Here is a 14,750-nt window from a genome sequence, read left to right as displayed (position 1 = left end):
CGCCCTCCCCGGACCTGCCCGATGACCGTCGCCCAACTCCCCGCCGCTCCCGACTGGACCGCCGTCCGCACCGACTTTCCGGTGCTGACCCGCGAGGTCCACGGCAAGCCGCTGATCTATTTCGATTCGGCCAACACCGGCCAGAAGCCGGGCGCGGTCATCGAGGCGGTCGACGATTTCTATCGCCACCACAACGCCAACGTCAGCCGCGCCGTGCACGCGCTCGGCAGCGAGGCCACCGAGGCCTACGAGGGCGCGCGCGCCAAACTCGCGCGCTTCTTCAACGTGCGCGTCGACGAGCTGGTGCTGTGCAGCGGCACGACCTTCGCGATCAACCTGGTCGCTTACTCCTGGGCGCTGCCGCGGCTGCGTCCCGGCGATGCGATCGTGCTTACCCGCATGGAGCACCACGCCAACATCGTGCCCTGGCAATTGGTCGCCCAGCGCACCGGCGCGACCATCAAGGTCGCCGAGATCGACGAACGCGGCCAGCTCGACCTGGATCAGTTGTACTCGTTGCTGACGCCCGAGGCGAAGCTGCTCGCGCTGACCCACGTCTCCAACGTGCTCGGCACCGTCAACCCGGTGCGCGAGATCTGCCGCGAAGCGCGCAAGCGCGGCATCGCCACCCTGGTCGACGGCTCGCAGGCGGCGCCGCACCGGCCGCTCGACATCGCTGCGGTCGGTTGCGACTTCTACGCGATCACCGGCCACAAGATGAGCGGCCCGACCGGCACCGGCGCGCTGTGGGCGCGCCGCGAGCACCTCGATGCGATGCCGCCCTTCATCGGGGGCGGCGAGATGATCAAGGAAGTGCGTTTCGAAGGCACGGTGTTCGCCGAGGGCCCGCGCAAGTTCGAGGCCGGCACCCCGAACATCGCCGGCTTCGTCGGGCTCGGCGCGGCGGTCGACTATCTGTCGGCGCTTGGCATGGCCCATGTCGACGCGCGCGAGCAGGCGTTGCTGGCTTACGCCACCGACGCCCTGGCCCAGGTGCCGGGCCTGCGCATCTTCGGCCAGGCGCAGGAGAAGGCGGCGGTGATCAGCTTCCTGGTCGAAGGCGCGCATGCGCACGACCTGGCGACCCTGCTCGACCTGGAAGGCGTGGCGATCCGCTCCGGCCACCACTGCGCCCACCCGCTCATGCAACACTTCGGCGTGCCGGCGACCTGCCGCGCCTCGCTCGCGTTCTACAACACCCACGACGAGATCGACGCGTTCGTGGCCGCCCTGAACAAAGTCCGCAAACTGCTCGCATGACCCACGACTCCCTGAGCTTCCGCGCCGCCACCCCGGCCGACACCAATGCCCTCGTCGCTCTGGTCGAATCGGCCTATCGCGGCGATTCCAGCCGCGCCGGATGGACCACCGAAGCCGACTTCCTCGACGGCCGCCGCACCGGCGCCGACGACATCAAGGCCTGCCTCGACCGCCCGCAGAGCGTGATCCTGATCGCCGAACGCAACGGCGCCGGCGCCACGCCCGAACTGCTCGCCTGCGCGCACATCGCGGTCGAGGACGGCGCCGGCTATTTCGGCATGTTCTCGGTCAAACCGAGCCTGCAGGGCGGCGGCATCGGCAAGCGCGTGATCGACGAGGCCGAGCGCATCGTGCGCGAAGACTGGAATCAGCCGGCCATGCGTATGACCGTGATCGACATCCGGGACGAGCTGATCGCCTTCTACGAACGCCGCGGCTATGTCCGCACCGGCCACTACAAGCCCTTCCCCTACGGCGACGAGCGCTTCGGCCTGCCCAAGCGCGACGACCTGCGCTTCGAGGTGCTGGAGAAAACGTTCTGATCTCCGAGGCCTGAGGCCTGGGTTGAGAGGGGCGGGTCAGAGCGCCGCCTCCGCCCCCGCTTAGTCGCTTACGATCCGGCCTGCGTCCCTCGGGCCGGTCGTATTCCTCGGCATGGCCGGGAGCGCGCCGCGCACACCCGCCGCGCCGGCTTCTACAATGCACGGCACCGCACTGCCAGCTCTTCAGGAAGCACGCCATGGGCGACTGGGTTTTCGTCTGCGCCACCTCGCAATTGCTGCCCGGCGAGTCGACCGTCGCCTGGGACGGCGACACCGCGATCTTCGTCTGCAACTACGACGGCGATTTCTACGCCCTCGAAGACCGATGCTCGCACGAGGACTTCGAACTGTCCGCGGGCGCCTTCGACGGCGAGGAAGCCACGATCGAATGCGTCCTGCACGGCGCCCGTTTCGACGTGCGCGACGGCCGCCCCCTGTGCGCGCCGGCCTACGAGCCGGTGGCGAAGTTCCCGGTCAAGGTCGAGGACGGCGGGGTCTGGACTCGCGACGACCGCGAGTAAGCGCCGCCTCGTTTCGATCGTTGTCGCCGTAGCTGTTCCCCCTTTGGAAAAGGGGGCTGGGGATTTTCCTTTCGCTTCTTCTCCACGCGGGCAAGAGCAAATCCCCCGCGCCGAAACCGCATTGGACTTCGTGCCTGCACCAGGCGCTCGCCCCCTTTGCAAAAGGGGGCGACAAGTCGCGCCGATCCCGCCGCAGCGTTTTTCCCATTGCACTGCGGTTGCTCTTCCCCCCTTTGAAAAAGGGGGGCTTGGGGGGATTTGCTTTTCGCTTCTCCTTGAACCCAAGAGCAGATCCCCCGCGCCGAAACCGCATCGGGCTTCATGCCTGTCTCCGGCGCTCGCCCCTTTCTCAAAGGGGGCGACGGTCGAGCGACGGGCTACTGCGCGAGTTCGGGGCTTTGGGTCGCGGCTTACGCCGCTCCTACAAGAGGTTGTTACGCGAGTCCGGTGCTTCACGGTCGCGGCTTGCGCCGCTCCTACTCTTTGAAGCACCGATGCCAGCGCTTGTATCGTGGCCCCCTGCGCCCCGCCTGCGCCCGGTTTGCGCACGCATTTACACCGGAAACGGTTACAAGACCCTCGAATTGTTCACAATTCGTTGCAAATGAGAATCCATCTCATTAAGATCGCGGACTGACGCGGCCCCGCGCCGTCTATCCGCAATCCAGAGATCCCCCATGACCACGAAGTTCGTCGTGTCGCCGCTCGCCGGTGCACTTGCCCTCGCCCTCAGCCTGCCCGTGCTCGCCGCACCGGCGCCCGAACCCCAGGCCAAGGACCTCGACGGCGTCGCGGTCCACGGCCATCGCGTGCAGAAGGCCAGCAGCGGCAAGTACACCGCCAACCTGCGCGACACCCCGCAGACGATCAGCGTGATCGACCGCACCACCATCGACGGCCAGAACCTGCTGTCGCTGACCGACATCCTCAGCACCCTGCCCGGCATCACCTTCGGCGCCGGCGAAGGCGGCGGCGGTTTCGGCGACAAGATCAACCTGCGCGGCTTCGACGCCAGCACCGACATCACCGTCGACGGGGTGCGCGACAGCGGCCTCTACAGCCGCACCGATCCGTTCAACCTGGAAGCGGTCGAAGTCGTCAACGGCGCCAACTCGGTCTACTCCGGCGCCGGCTCGGTCGGCGGCACGGTCAACCTGGTCAGCAAGAACGCCAGCCTCAACGAGTTCCACAAGGCGTCGATCGCCGCTGGCACCGACAGCTACACCCGCGTCACCACCGACAGCAACTTCGTCCTCGGCGAAGGCTCGGCGCTGCGCCTGAACGCGATGGCCCACCAGAACGACGTGCCTGGCCGCGACATCGAGCAGAACGAACGTTGGGGCGTGGCCGCCTCGCTCGCCTTCGGCCTCGGCGGCGACACCAGCTGGACCTTGAACTATCTGCATCAGGAAGACGACAACACCCCGCAATACGGCCTGCCGTTCTTCAACGGCGACGGGCTGCCGGGCGTCGACCGCGGCAACTACTACGGTTACAGCAACATCGACCGCCAGGACGTGCAGGTCGATTCGGTCACCTCGATCGTCGACCACGCCTTCAACGACACTTTTAAGCTCCGCAACCTGACCCGCTGGCAGCAGGCCGATCAGTTCTCGCTGGTCGACGCGGTCCAGGGCACCTGGTGCCTGGCCAACAACCTGACCCCGCTCGGCGCCAGCTGCGGCAGCACCCGTCCCGGCAACTACAGCCCGAGCGGCCCGCGCGGTTACGGCCGCGACACCCGCAACACCACGCTGTACAACCAGACCGACCTGACGGTGAGCTTCAACACCGGCGCGATCGAGCACAACCTGGTCGCCGGCTTCTCGGTGCTGCACGAAGAATTCGACCTCGACGTCACCAGCGATTTCCGCAACCCCAACGGCACCAACCCGTACCTGTCGGGCCTGCCGCAGATGAACATCGCGCGTCCGGACCACATCTACCGCGGCCCGGTCAACCGCACCCTGACTGGCCGCAGTGAAGGCGAGCTCGACAACCGCGCCATCTACGTGTTCGACACGCTCAAGTTCAACGAGCAGTGGCAGCTGAGCCTGGGCGCGCGCTATGAGCGTAACGAAGGCGAGACCATCAATGCGGTGGTGGTGCAGGCCCCGACTGCGGCGAACCAGCCGCTGCCGGCCCTGCCGATCGGCACCGTCACCGGCTACGGCGTGCCGTTCAAGAGCAACGACGATCTGTTCTCCTACCGGGCCGGCCTGGTCTACAAGCCGGTCGAGAACGGCAGCATCTACATCGCCTACGGCAATTCGAAGACTCCGTCGAAGGCCTCGGTCAACGGCTCGTGCACCGCGCAGACCTGCTCGGTCGACCCGGAAACCGCGGTCAATTATGAGCTCGGCACCAAGTGGGACTTCCTCGACGGCCGCCTCGCTCTGACCGGCTCGGTGTTCCGCAACGAGCGCGAGAACTACAAGGTCGCCGACCTCGACAACCCGGCCAACCTGTCCGGCCTGCAGCAACTCGACGGCAGCGCGCGCGTCGACGGCGTGATGCTCGGCCTGTCCGGCCTGATCAGCGACCAGTGGGCGGTCTACGCCAACTACGCCTTCCTCGACAGCGAAGTGCTGCAGGGCGTGTCCGACCGCCAGGCCGGCCTGGGCCTGGACTACACCCGCGGCGACCGCCTGACCCAGGTGCCGGAGCACGCTTTCAGCCTGTGGACCACCTACGACATCAGCCCGCGTTGGCAGGTCGGTTACGGCGCGACCTTCCAGGGCAAGATCTGGCTGACCCAGCACAGCGCGACCAACCTCAACGGCCCGCTGACGACCTACGGCAGCTACTGGACCCACCGCGCGATGGTCAATTACAAGATCAACCGCCAGGCCTCGCTGCAGCTCAACATCAACAACCTCACGGACGAGGAGTACTTCACCCGCATCCGCAACAACGGTTGGGCCACCCCGGGCGACGGACGCCAGGTGGTGCTGAGCGCCAACTTCGCCTTCTGAGTGGTACCGAACCTCGAGTTCACGTTCTAATCGGACTTCCACAGTCCAGGCGCGCCGCCCGGGTCCACCGGGCGGCCGCATTGAGGAAACCCATGCTGCTGCACGTGCCCAAGGTGCTCACCGCCGAACAGGTCGGCCATTGCCGCGAACGCCTGGCCCAGGCCGGCTGGAGCGACGGCCGGATCACCGCGGGCCATCAGTCGGCCAAGGCCAAGGACAACGCGCAACTGCCCGAGAACGATCCGGTCGCGCGCGAGCTCGGCCCGCTCATCCTCGACGCCCTGTCGCGCAACCCGACCTTCTTTTCCGCGGCGCTGCCGCAGCGGGTGTATCCGCCGCTGTTCAACCGCTACGCCGGCGGCCAGTCGTTCGGCTTCCACGTCGACAACGCGATCCGCTACGACCGCAGCCGCGGCGGCATGGACGCGGTGCGCACCGACCTGTCGGCCACCTTGTTCCTGAGCGCGCCAGAGGAATACGACGGCGGCGAACTGGTCATCGAAGACACCTACGGCACCCACCAGGTGAAGTTGGCGGCCGGCGACCTGGTGCTGTATCCGGGCACCAGCCTGCACAAGGTCACCCCGGTCACCCGCGGCGAACGTCTCGCCTCGTTCTTCTGGATCCAGAGCCTGCTCGCCGAAGACGCGCAGCGGCGGCTGATGTTCGAGCTGGACGTGTCGATCCGGCGCCTGACCGCCGACGTGCCCGATCATCCCGCGCTGGTTCAGTTGACCGGCGTTTATCACAATCTGCTGCGGCGCTGGAGCCAGACGTGAGCGTGGCCGGCGGCGACGATCGCGCGATCGAGACCGGCTCGATCAAAGCCGGCCCGATCAAAGCCGGCCCGATCAAAGCCGGCCCGATCAAAGGCGAACCGATCAAGGGCGAACCGTTCAAGGGCGAACCGTTCAAGGCCGCTTCGGGCACGATCGATCCGAATCGCCGCTCCTATTGGCTCAAGACCCTGCACCGCTGGCACTGGATCAGCGCCGCGGTGAGCCTGGTCGCACTGCTGCTGTTCTCGGTCACCGGCATCACTCTCAATCACGCCGCCCAGATCGAGTCCGAGCCGGTCGTGGTCAACGTCAAGGAAACCTTGCCGGCGAGCCTGCTGCGCGGCCTCAAGCGCGAGCATGCCGCCGACGCGCCCTTGCCCGGCGCTGTCAACGACTGGCTCGCCGACGCGTTGGATGTGCGCACGGCCGGGCGCAAGGGCGAGTGGTCCGATGCCGATGTCTACGTTTCGCTACCGCGCCCCGGCGGCGATGCCTGGCTCAGCATCGACCGCGCGAGCGGCGCGATCGAGTACGAACGCACCGACCGCGGCTGGATCGCCTGGCTCAACGACCTGCACAAGGGCCGCAACACCGGCGCGGCCTGGCGCTGGTTCATCGACCTGTTCGCGGTGGCCTGCCTGCTGTTCGCCTCGACCGGCCTGTGGCTGCTGCAATTGCACGCGCGCCAGCGGGGCAAGACCTGGCCGCTGGTCGCGGCGGGCCTGGCGGTGCCGCTGCTGCTGATCATCCTGTTCATGCACTGATTCGTTCGCTTACGCATTCCACGCTTTAGAAACCCAGGAGCGATCCATGAAGCTGTCGTCTTTCAAAGTGCTGATCCCGGCGATGGTGCTGCCGATGCCGGCGCTCGCGGCCGATCTCGAACTCAGCATCGAGATCCCGCGCATCAACGCCGCCGAGTACCACCGCCCTTACGTCGCCGCCTGGATCGAGAAGGCCGACAACACCGTCGCCAGCAATCTCGCGGTCTGGTACGACCTGGACATGAAGAACGGCGAAGGCACCAAGTGGCTCAAGGACATGCGCCAATGGTGGCGCCGCACCGGCCGCACGCTGACCATGCCGGTCGACGGCGTCAGCGGCGCGACCCGTCCGGTCGGCCAGCATGCGGTGTCGTTCAAGGGCAACAGCAAAGCCCTCGCCGGGCTGACGCCGGGCCGCTACACCCTGGTCGTGGAAGCCGCGCGCGAAGTCGGCGGCCGCGAAATGCTGAGCATCCCGTTCGAGTGGCCGGCCAAGGCGCAGAACCTGTCGGCGCAGGGCAAGACCGAACTCGGCAAGGTGAAGGTGGTGGTGAAGCCTTGATATTCGGGACTGGGAATTCGGGATTCGCAGTCGCGAAATCCCGGCCCCGGACGCGAATCCAGCCTCACCCGCTTTTGCGAATCCCGAATCCCGAATCACCCATCCCGGACTCAAGCACATGAACCTCAAACTTCTCGCCGCTGTCGTCGTCGCCACCTTCGCGCTCGCCGGCCCCGCCCAGGCGCACAAGGCCTGGCTGCAGCCCTCGCAGACCGTGTTCTCGGACAAGGGCTCGTGGCTGACCGTCGATGCCGCGGTCTCCAACGACCTGTTCTATTTCAACCACGTGCCCCTGCCTTTGGAGCGCCTGCAGATCACCGCGCCCGACGGCGGCAGCGTGCAACCGCAGAACGGTTCGACCGGCAAGCTGCGCAGCGTGTTCGACGTCGAGCTGTCGCAGGAAGGCACCTACAAGATCGCGATGAACAACGAAGGCATGTTCGCCAGCTACAAGCTCGGCGGCGAAGCCAAACGCTGGCGCGGCAAGGCCAGCGAGTTCAAGAGCGGCATCCCGGCCGGCGCCACCGAGGTCAACGCGTCCGAGAGCCTCGGCCGTGTCGAGACCTTCGCCACCGTCGGCAAGCCGAGCACGACCGTGTTCAAGACCACCGGCAAGGGCATCGAGCTGGTGCCGGTGACCCATCCGAACGACCTGTTCGCCGGCGAAACCGCTACGTTCCAGTTGCTCGTCGACGGCAAGCCGGCGGCCGGCCTCAAGGTCGAGATCGTGCCGGGCTCGACCCGTTATCGCGACCAGCAGAACGAAATCAACCTCACCACCGGCAACGACGGCAAGTTCGAGGTCAAGTGGCCGCAGGCCGGCATGTACTGGCTGGAAACCGCCAGCGAAGACGCCAAGACCACGCTGCCGGAAGCCAAGCAGCGTCGCCTGAGCTACGTTGCCGTGTTCGAAGTGCTGCCGCAGTAAAACCGATGCCGGGGTCGACGCCGCAGGTGAGTTGGACGTGGTCGGGCGCATGGGACGCGTGCGAAGCCGCGTCGCTGCATACGCTCGACGGCCTCACCATGGGCACGCGCTGGTCGGTCAAGTTGATCGCCCGCGCCAGCGCTCTGTCGATGTTGGAGCGCGGCATCCAGGCGCGGCTCGACGAGGTCGTCGCCCAGATGAGCACCTGGGAAGCCGGCTCCGACATCAGCCGTTACAACCGCTCAGCGGCCGGCAGCGTGCACACGCTGCCGGCCGAATTTTCCGAAGTGATGGCGGCCGCGCTCGCGCTGGCCGCCGATACCGACGGCGCCTACGACCCGAGCATCGGCCCGCTGGTCGACCTGTGGGGGTTTGGCTCTGCGGGCGCACGCGAGGCCGCTCCCGACCCCGTCGCGCTGGCGAACGCGCAGGCGCGGGTGGGCTGGCGCCGGCTGCGTTTCGACGCCGCCACGCGACGCATGGAACAACCCGGCGGCGCCCATGTCGACCTGTCCTCGATCGCCAAGGGCTACGGCGTCGATCGCGTCGCCGATTATCTGTTCGAACAGGACATCGCCGATTGCCTGATCGAAGTCGGCGGCGAACTGCGCGGGCACGGATGCAAACCCGATGCGACGCCGTGGCGCGTCGCGGTCGAACGACCCGGCGGCGGCGACGACGAAGCCGCCGCGGTCATCGCGCTCGACGGCCTGGCCATCGCGACCTCCGGCGACTATCGCCGCTATTTCGACGCCGACGGCCTGCGCTACTCGCATACTCTCGACCCGCGCAGCGGCCGGCCGATCGCGCATCCGTTGGCGTCGGTCACCGTGCTGCATCCGCAATGCATGCAGGCCGACGCGCTCGCCACCGCCCTGACCGTGCTCGGCGCGCACGCCGGCATGGCCTATGCGAACCGGCACGGCCTGGCGGCGCTGTTCGTGCTGCGCCAGGGCGACGGCTTCGTCACCCGCACCACGCCGGCGTTCGTCGCCCGGCAGCGCCGCCAATGAGCGACGTGTCGCCCGCACCGCGCCGGCGTTTCGACCTCGGCGTCCTGGGCAATCTGCTGGTCGTGCTGGCGTTGGTCGCGCTTGCGCTGGGCTTGTCGCAATGGCAGGCCGAACCACTGCGCTGGAGCTTCCCGGGCCGCGGCCGGCTGTGGGCGGCGGGCGCGGTCGCCGCGTTGTATGCCGGCTTCGTCGCCGCCATCGCGGTTTCGCGCGCACAGCGCGCACGCACGCAGGCCTTGCCGGCGATCTCCGCGCAACAACGCGGAGACTCGCTGGTCGCCTTCGCCAGCCAGACCGGTTTCGCCGAACAGCTCGCGCGCCGCAGTTACGACGCCTTGCGCAGTGCCGGGCTGCGTGCCGACCTCGCGGTGCTCGGCAGCCTCGATGCCGCGCAGCTCGCGCAGTATCGGCGGGCGTTGTTCATCGTCAGCACCACCGGCGAAGGCGATGCGCCCGACAGCGCCGCAGGCTTCGTCCGCCGGACGATGGCGCAGGCCGGCGAACTCGCGGCGACGCGCTACGGCGTGCTCGCCCTCGGCGACCGCGAGTACGCCGAGTACTGCGCGTTCGGCCATCGCCTCGATCACTGGCTGCGCCATTCCGGCGCCCAACCGTTGTTCGACCTGGTCGAAGTCGACAACAGCGACCCCGGCGCCTTGCGCCATTGGCAGCATCACCTCGGTCTGCTCGCCGGCCGCACCGACCTGCCCGATTGGAGCGCACCCGAGTACCGTCCCTGGCGCCTGCGCGAACGCCTGCTATCGAACCCGGGCAGCGTCGGCGGCCCGGTATTCCGACTCGGCCTGATGCCGGCCGACGGCGCCGCGCTCGATTGGCGCGCCGGCGATATCGCCGAGATCGGCCCGCGCAACAGCGCGGCCGACGTCGCGCAGTGGTTGGCGACGCTCGGCCTCGATGGCGCCGAAACAGTGCGGCACGAGGACGTGCAGGAGCCGTTGTCGGCATTGTTGGCGCGTTCGCGCTTGCCCGGCCCCGACGCGGTGCGGGGACAAAGCGCCCAGGCCATCGCTGATGCGCTCAAGCTGCTGTCGCACCGCGAATATTCGATCGCCTCGGTGCCTTCGGACGGCTCGCTGCAACTCCTGGTCCGGCAGATGCGCCACGAAGACGGCCGCTACGGATACGGCAGCGGCTGGCTGACCCATCATGCCGCGTTAGGCGCGGCGATCGACCTGCGCATCCGCAGCAACCCCTCCTTCCACGCACCGAGCGACGCGCGCCCGCTGCTGCTGATCGGCAACGGCACCGGCCTGGCCGGCCTGCGCGCATTGCTCAAGACCCGGATCGCCGCCGGGCATACCCGCAACTGGCTGCTGTTCGGCGAACGCAACGCCGCCTGCGACCTGCATTACCGCGACGAACTCGACGCCTGGCAGGCCGCCGGCGCGATCGAACGCGTCGACTATGCGTTCTCGCGCGACGGCGCAACGCGGACCTACGTGCAGGATGTGTTGCGCGCGCACCTGGACGCGGTGCGCGACTGGATCGCGCAAGGCGCCGCGGTCTACGTCTGCGGCAGCCTCGAGGGCATGGCCCCGGGCGTCGAAGCGGTGCTGCACGAAGCGGTCGGCGTGGACGCGCTGGAGACCATGGCGGCGGATGGCCGCTATCGGCGCGACGTGTATTGAGCGCCGCCGGCGCGTGGACACGCGCGCGGATCGCGCCGTGGAACGGTCGCCGAGGTCATTGGATCCCCGCCTGCGCGGGGAGGGCGGTTCGGGGATGACGGCTCTGGTCGGACGACAGGTCTTGGGAGCCGCGCCAAGCGCACTCAGTCGAGCGGAGCGACCCGCACCAGCAGCACTTCGCCGCCGCCTTCGAGCACGTTGCGCAGGCGGGTACTGCCGGCGGCGAGAATGGCGGTGTCGCCGGCTTGGAGAGGCGGCAGGCCGGAGTCGTCGGCGAACCGCGCCTGGCCGGCCAGCAGGTGCACGGCCCAGGTCTGGCCCGGCTCGGCGAAGATCACCATCGGCCCGACCAGGGGCCGGTGCCAAAGCTCGGCGCGGACCCGGTCGCGGCGCCACATCAGGTTGAAGTCGTGGGTCGGACCATCGAGCAGTTCGCCCTGCACCGCGCGTTCGCCGGCGAAACGCAGCTTGTCGTGCGGCGGCAGCAGTTCGTGAACCTCGCCGTCGTCGAAACGCAGGCGCAGGCCGTTGCCGCTGAGCAGGACCAGCTCGCGGTCGATCCCGGGGAAGGCCGAGAACGGCGCGTCGCGCTCGATCTCGGCGATCGACAGGCGCCAGTCCCAGTCCTCGCCGGGAATCGGGCGATCCAGACCGGCCTCGTTCTGGCGGCTCATGCGCACGATTTCGCGGGTCCAGCCGAATTGGTTGCGCCAGCGTTCGCGGCGGTACTCGTTGGCGGGGATGGACCAGGTCAGGCGGTCGGGCATGGGCGTGGCTGCGGCTGAACGAAGGCGCAGTCTAGTGGTTGGGCCGGGGTGGGCCCAAGCGGGGGGCTGGAAGCGGAGGATGGCGGCCAAAGGCGTTAGGCGAAGCCGGCGAGGCCTGGCCGCGCGGTGGTTCGGCATCGACAGTCGGGATGCGGCTATGGCGCAAGGATCCCTGTGGTTCGGGAGCGAGCGCGGGTGCCAGGGGATTAGCTGGGCCGACAGATGGCGGTCGCGGCTTACGCCGCTCCTACAGGGGCGCGCGCGGGTTGCTGGGGAATTGGCCGGAGCTGATCGATGGCGGTCGCGGCTTGCGCCGCTCCTACCCTCAAAGCAAAGGCAGAGCCAGGAGCCCGGCGCGAGTCCCGAGTCCCGAGTCCCGAGTCCCGAGTCCCGAACCCCGAACCCCGAATCCCGAACAAGGGTGTGCCCCGCCGCAGATCCCTCTGGGGCGGGGCAACGTACTTCCGTGTCCAGGGACCTCCCCCCGAATCCTTTCGGGCCTCCTTGCCCGATTAGCTGCCGACCCCGCGTCCTTACGGCATCGGCAGACTTGTTCAGCGCTTGCTGGCAGCGCGCGGGGCCGCGATGGCTCCGGCGGTGTTGGTCGGACGGACCTGAGCGGCCCCGCCCACCACGATGCGATCCCGATTCTTTTCGACCGTCTTCAGGCCGATTCCCTTGACCAGGGCCAGCTGCTCGACGCTGCGGAAGGCCCCGTTGGCCTTGCGGTAAGCGACGATGGCTTCGGCCTTGGAAGCCCCGATGTTGAGCAGCACGCGGTCCAAGGTGGCCGCGTCTGCACTGTTGATGTTGACCTTTTCCGAGGCGAAGGCACTGCCGGCGAGCATCAGCGACAGAACCAGCGACTTTGCGATGAGGGCAAACGATTTCATGGTTAAAGCTCCTGAGAGTGGATTCCGTTCCTGGCCGGCGGCCTTACGTCCTTGAGTCCTTGTGTCCGCCGGTGGAGACAGTCTCCATGTCTCGACCGGCACAGGTTATCGCCGCAGGGGCCCGTGCGAAGCCGGGGGATGCCGCAGCGCAGGGTAGGAAAAGTCCTACACGGCCCGGGAGGCGTAAAATGCCCCCTTCCCCGCTCCAAGAGGTCCGTCAATGGACGCCAGCAAGGTCGATCGCTACGTCAGCGAGAAGTGGGACGACGAAATCGTCCCGCAACTGGTCGAATACATCCGCATCCCCAACAAGTCGCCGATGTTCGACGCCGACTGGGTCCAGCACGGCTACATGGACGATGCCGTCAGGCTCATGGAAACCTGGGCCCGCGCCCAGTCGATCCCGGGCATGCAGGTCGAGGTGGTGCGCCTGGAAGGCCGCACGCCGTTGATCTTCATCGATATTCCGGCCGCCCATGGGGGCAGCGACGAAGATTGCGTGCTGCTCTACGGCCATCTCGACAAGCAGCCGGAAATGACCGGCTGGGACGACGACCTGGGCCCGTGGAAGCCGGTGATCAAGGGCGACAAGCTCTACGGCCGCGGCGGCGCCGACGACGGCTACGCCATCTTCGGTTCGCTGGCGGCGATCCTGGCCCTGCAGGAACAGCAGCAGCCGCATGCGCGCTGCGTGATCCTGATCGAGGCCTGCGAAGAGTCCGGCAGCTACGACCTGCCCGCCTACGTCGATCACCTCGCCGACCGCATCGGCAAGCCCTCGCTGGTGGTCTGCCTGGACTCGGGCTGCGGCAACTACGACCAGCTGTGGTGCACGACCTCGCTGCGCGGCCTGGCCGGCGGCAACTTCACCGTCAAGGTGCTCAGCGAAGGCGTGCATTCGGGCGACGCGTCGGGCGTGGTGCCGTCGAGCTTCCGCCTGCTGCGCCAGTTGCTGTCGCGCCTGGAAGACGAGAGCAACGGCAAGATCCTGATCGAGGGCCTGTACGTGGACGTGCCGGAGGAACGCCTGGAGCAGGCGCGCCAGGCCGCCAAGGTGCTCGGCACCGCGGTCTACGACAAGTTCCCGTTCCTGCCCGGCATGAAGCCGATGGCCGACGACCTGGCCGAGCTGGTGCTCAACCGCACCTGGCGCCCGGCCCTGTCGGTGACCGGCGTCGACGGCATGCCGGCGCTGGCCTCGGCCGGCAACGTGCTGCGTCCGCATACCTCGGTGAAGCTGTCGCTGCGCCTGCCGCCGACCCTCGACGGCAAGCGCGCCGGCGAGCTGCTCAAGGAGGTGCTGCTGCGCGATCCGCCGAACGGTGCGCAGGTGACCCTGGAACTGGAGAAATCGTCGAGCGGCTGGAACGCGCCGGCGATGTCGTCGTGGCTGTCGAACGCGATCGACGCCTCGAGCCGCGAGTTCTTCGGCCAGCCGGCGGTGTACATGGGCGAAGGCGGCTCGATTCCGTTCATGGGCATGCTCGGCGAGAAGTTCCCCGGCGCGCAGTTCATGATCACCGGCGTGCTCGGCCCGCATTCCAACGCGCACGGCCCGAACGAGTTCCTGCACATCCCGATGGGCAAGCGGGTGACCGCCTGCGTCGCCCGCGTGGTCGCCGAGCATCACCTGGCCGGTCAGCGCGGAGAGACCACCGGCGCGGCGGTGGCCGCCGACAGCGGCGATCGCCACGGCGGGCACGGTTGCTGCTGAGCCTTGCGATTAGTGGATGATGAAAGAAACGGGCCTTCGGGCCCGTTTCTGTTTTGGGGACGAATCGCTTGGATGTGGTTCGCAGAAGGCGACGGCCGTGCCACCGCCGGCGAACGAAGGTTGGCGTTCGTGGCTCCGGTCGATGGCGTTTAAGCGAAAGGTTCTGCGTCCCGGTCGCGGCTTGCGCCGCTGCTGCCCTTTGCCGGCGCTGCTCCTGGGTAGGAGCGGCGCGAGCCGCGACCGTGTGGTCGCACCGTGCGGCGTTTGCCGGGGGGGCTGCGCATGACGATGCGATGGCGGTTTGTTCGCTTCGGTCGAAACGCAGCAGCGGAGTTTCTGCGCATCCCGGTCGCGGCTTACGCCGCTCCTACAAAGGCACGATG

General features: G+C 67.9%; 13 protein-coding genes. 11 read left to right on the top strand and 2 right to left on the bottom strand.

From position 1 onward, the window contains the following. The first annotated feature begins 21 nt into the window (after positions 1-21). The 10 genes from AC6CH2_RS14540 (at position 22) to AC6CH2_RS14495 (ending at position 10,993) form a co-directional block, all read left to right on the top strand. On the top strand, positions 22-1,260 hold the full coding sequence (locus tag AC6CH2_RS14540) for a cysteine desulfurase (protein ID WP_498269833.1): 1,239 nt from the start codon (positions 22-24) through the stop codon (positions 1,258-1,260). After that, the gene (locus AC6CH2_RS14535; protein WP_498269832.1) at positions 1,257-1,802 is read left to right on the top strand and encodes a GNAT family N-acetyltransferase; all 546 of its coding nucleotides are present in this window, start codon (positions 1,257-1,259) and stop codon (positions 1,800-1,802) included. Before AC6CH2_RS14540 ends, AC6CH2_RS14535 begins: the two co-directional genes overlap by 4 nt. Positions 1,803-1,999: 197 nt before the next feature. Then, entirely contained in the window at positions 2,000-2,323 is a 324-nt protein-coding gene (locus tag AC6CH2_RS14530; RefSeq protein WP_435396452.1) for a Rieske (2Fe-2S) protein, read from the top strand. A 677-nt stretch (positions 2,324-3,000) separates the two neighbouring features. Further along, positions 3,001-5,298 (top strand): TonB-dependent receptor, encoded by a 2,298-nt coding sequence (locus tag AC6CH2_RS14525; protein WP_498269831.1) that lies wholly within the window; start codon positions 3,001-3,003, stop codon positions 5,296-5,298. 92 nt (positions 5,299-5,390) lie between these two features. Continuing rightward, positions 5,391-6,077: a Fe2+-dependent dioxygenase gene (locus tag AC6CH2_RS14520; RefSeq protein WP_498269830.1), complete on the top strand. Its 687-nt coding sequence runs from the start codon at positions 5,391-5,393 to the stop codon at positions 6,075-6,077. A 152-nt stretch (positions 6,078-6,229) separates the two neighbouring features. Further along, positions 6,230-6,841: a PepSY-associated TM helix domain-containing protein gene (locus tag AC6CH2_RS14515; protein WP_498269932.1), complete on the top strand. Its 612-nt coding sequence runs from the start codon at positions 6,230-6,232 to the stop codon at positions 6,839-6,841. A 46-nt stretch (positions 6,842-6,887) separates the two neighbouring features. After that, positions 6,888-7,403 carry a DUF2271 domain-containing protein gene (locus AC6CH2_RS14510; protein WP_498269829.1) on the top strand — a complete coding sequence of 172 codons (516 nt, stop codon included), beginning with the start codon at positions 6,888-6,890 and terminating at the stop codon, positions 7,401-7,403. Between the two features lie 118 nt (positions 7,404-7,521). Continuing rightward, entirely contained in the window at positions 7,522-8,331 is an 810-nt protein-coding gene (locus tag AC6CH2_RS14505; protein WP_498269828.1) for a DUF4198 domain-containing protein, read from the top strand. Between the two features lie 98 nt (positions 8,332-8,429). Continuing rightward, positions 8,430-9,344 (top strand): FAD:protein FMN transferase, encoded by a 915-nt coding sequence (locus tag AC6CH2_RS14500; RefSeq protein WP_498269931.1) that lies wholly within the window; start codon positions 8,430-8,432, stop codon positions 9,342-9,344. Continuing rightward, on the top strand, positions 9,341-10,993 hold the full coding sequence (locus AC6CH2_RS14495; RefSeq protein WP_498269827.1) for a sulfite reductase subunit alpha: 1,653 nt from the start codon (positions 9,341-9,343) through the stop codon (positions 10,991-10,993). Before AC6CH2_RS14500 ends, AC6CH2_RS14495 begins: the two co-directional genes overlap by 4 nt. 143 nt (positions 10,994-11,136) lie before the next feature. Here AC6CH2_RS14495 and AC6CH2_RS14490 read toward each other — a convergent pair whose 3' ends face one another. Both AC6CH2_RS14490 and AC6CH2_RS14485 read right to left on the bottom strand, forming a co-directional pair. Next, on the bottom strand, positions 11,137-11,760 hold the full coding sequence (locus AC6CH2_RS14490) for a HutD/Ves family protein (protein WP_498269826.1): 624 nt from the start codon (positions 11,758-11,760) through the stop codon (positions 11,137-11,139). Between the two features lie 554 nt (positions 11,761-12,314). Continuing rightward, positions 12,315-12,653 carry a ComEA family DNA-binding protein gene (locus tag AC6CH2_RS14485; RefSeq protein ID WP_435396445.1) on the bottom strand — a complete coding sequence of 113 codons (339 nt, stop codon included), beginning with the start codon at positions 12,651-12,653 and terminating at the stop codon, positions 12,315-12,317. 220 nt (positions 12,654-12,873) lie between these two features. Between AC6CH2_RS14485 and AC6CH2_RS14480 the strand changes: the two genes are divergently transcribed. Continuing rightward, complete coding sequence (locus tag AC6CH2_RS14480) at positions 12,874-14,367, top strand: M20 family metallopeptidase (protein ID WP_498269825.1); 1,494 nt, start codon at positions 12,874-12,876, stop codon at positions 14,365-14,367. The last annotated feature ends 383 nt before the right edge of the window (positions 14,368-14,750 follow it).

It is taken from the genome of Lysobacter sp. GQ73, from assembly GCF_059758755.1.
This window is presented reverse-complemented; position numbering and strand designations above follow the sequence as displayed.

Bases quoted from the DNA above. Each gene is read 5' to 3' on its own strand.
- AC6CH2_RS14495 (WP_498269827.1), top strand. From the start codon at position 9,341: ATGAGCGACGTGTCGCCCGCACCGCGCCGGCGTTTCGACCTCGGCGTC.
- AC6CH2_RS14520 (WP_498269830.1), top strand. From the start codon at position 5,391: ATGCTGCTGCACGTGCCCAAGGTGCTCACCGCCGAACAGGTCGGCCAT.
- AC6CH2_RS14510 (WP_498269829.1), top strand. From the start codon at position 6,888: ATGAAGCTGTCGTCTTTCAAAGTGCTGATCCCGGCGATGGTGCTGCCG.
- AC6CH2_RS14485 (WP_435396445.1), bottom strand. From the start codon at position 12,653: ATGAAATCGTTTGCCCTCATCGCAAAGTCGCTGGTTCTGTCGCTGATG.
- AC6CH2_RS14525 (WP_498269831.1), top strand. From the start codon at position 3,001: ATGACCACGAAGTTCGTCGTGTCGCCGCTCGCCGGTGCACTTGCCCTC.
- AC6CH2_RS14540 (WP_498269833.1), top strand. From the start codon at position 22: ATGACCGTCGCCCAACTCCCCGCCGCTCCCGACTGGACCGCCGTCCGC.
- AC6CH2_RS14500 (WP_498269931.1), top strand. From the start codon at position 8,430: ATGGGCACGCGCTGGTCGGTCAAGTTGATCGCCCGCGCCAGCGCTCTG.
- AC6CH2_RS14530 (WP_435396452.1), top strand. From the start codon at position 2,000: ATGGGCGACTGGGTTTTCGTCTGCGCCACCTCGCAATTGCTGCCCGGC.
- AC6CH2_RS14480 (WP_498269825.1), top strand. From the start codon at position 12,874: ATGGACGCCAGCAAGGTCGATCGCTACGTCAGCGAGAAGTGGGACGAC.
- AC6CH2_RS14505 (WP_498269828.1), top strand. From the start codon at position 7,522: ATGAACCTCAAACTTCTCGCCGCTGTCGTCGTCGCCACCTTCGCGCTC.
- AC6CH2_RS14535 (WP_498269832.1), top strand. From the start codon at position 1,257: ATGACCCACGACTCCCTGAGCTTCCGCGCCGCCACCCCGGCCGACACC.
- AC6CH2_RS14490 (WP_498269826.1), bottom strand. From the start codon at position 11,760: ATGCCCGACCGCCTGACCTGGTCCATCCCCGCCAACGAGTACCGCCGC.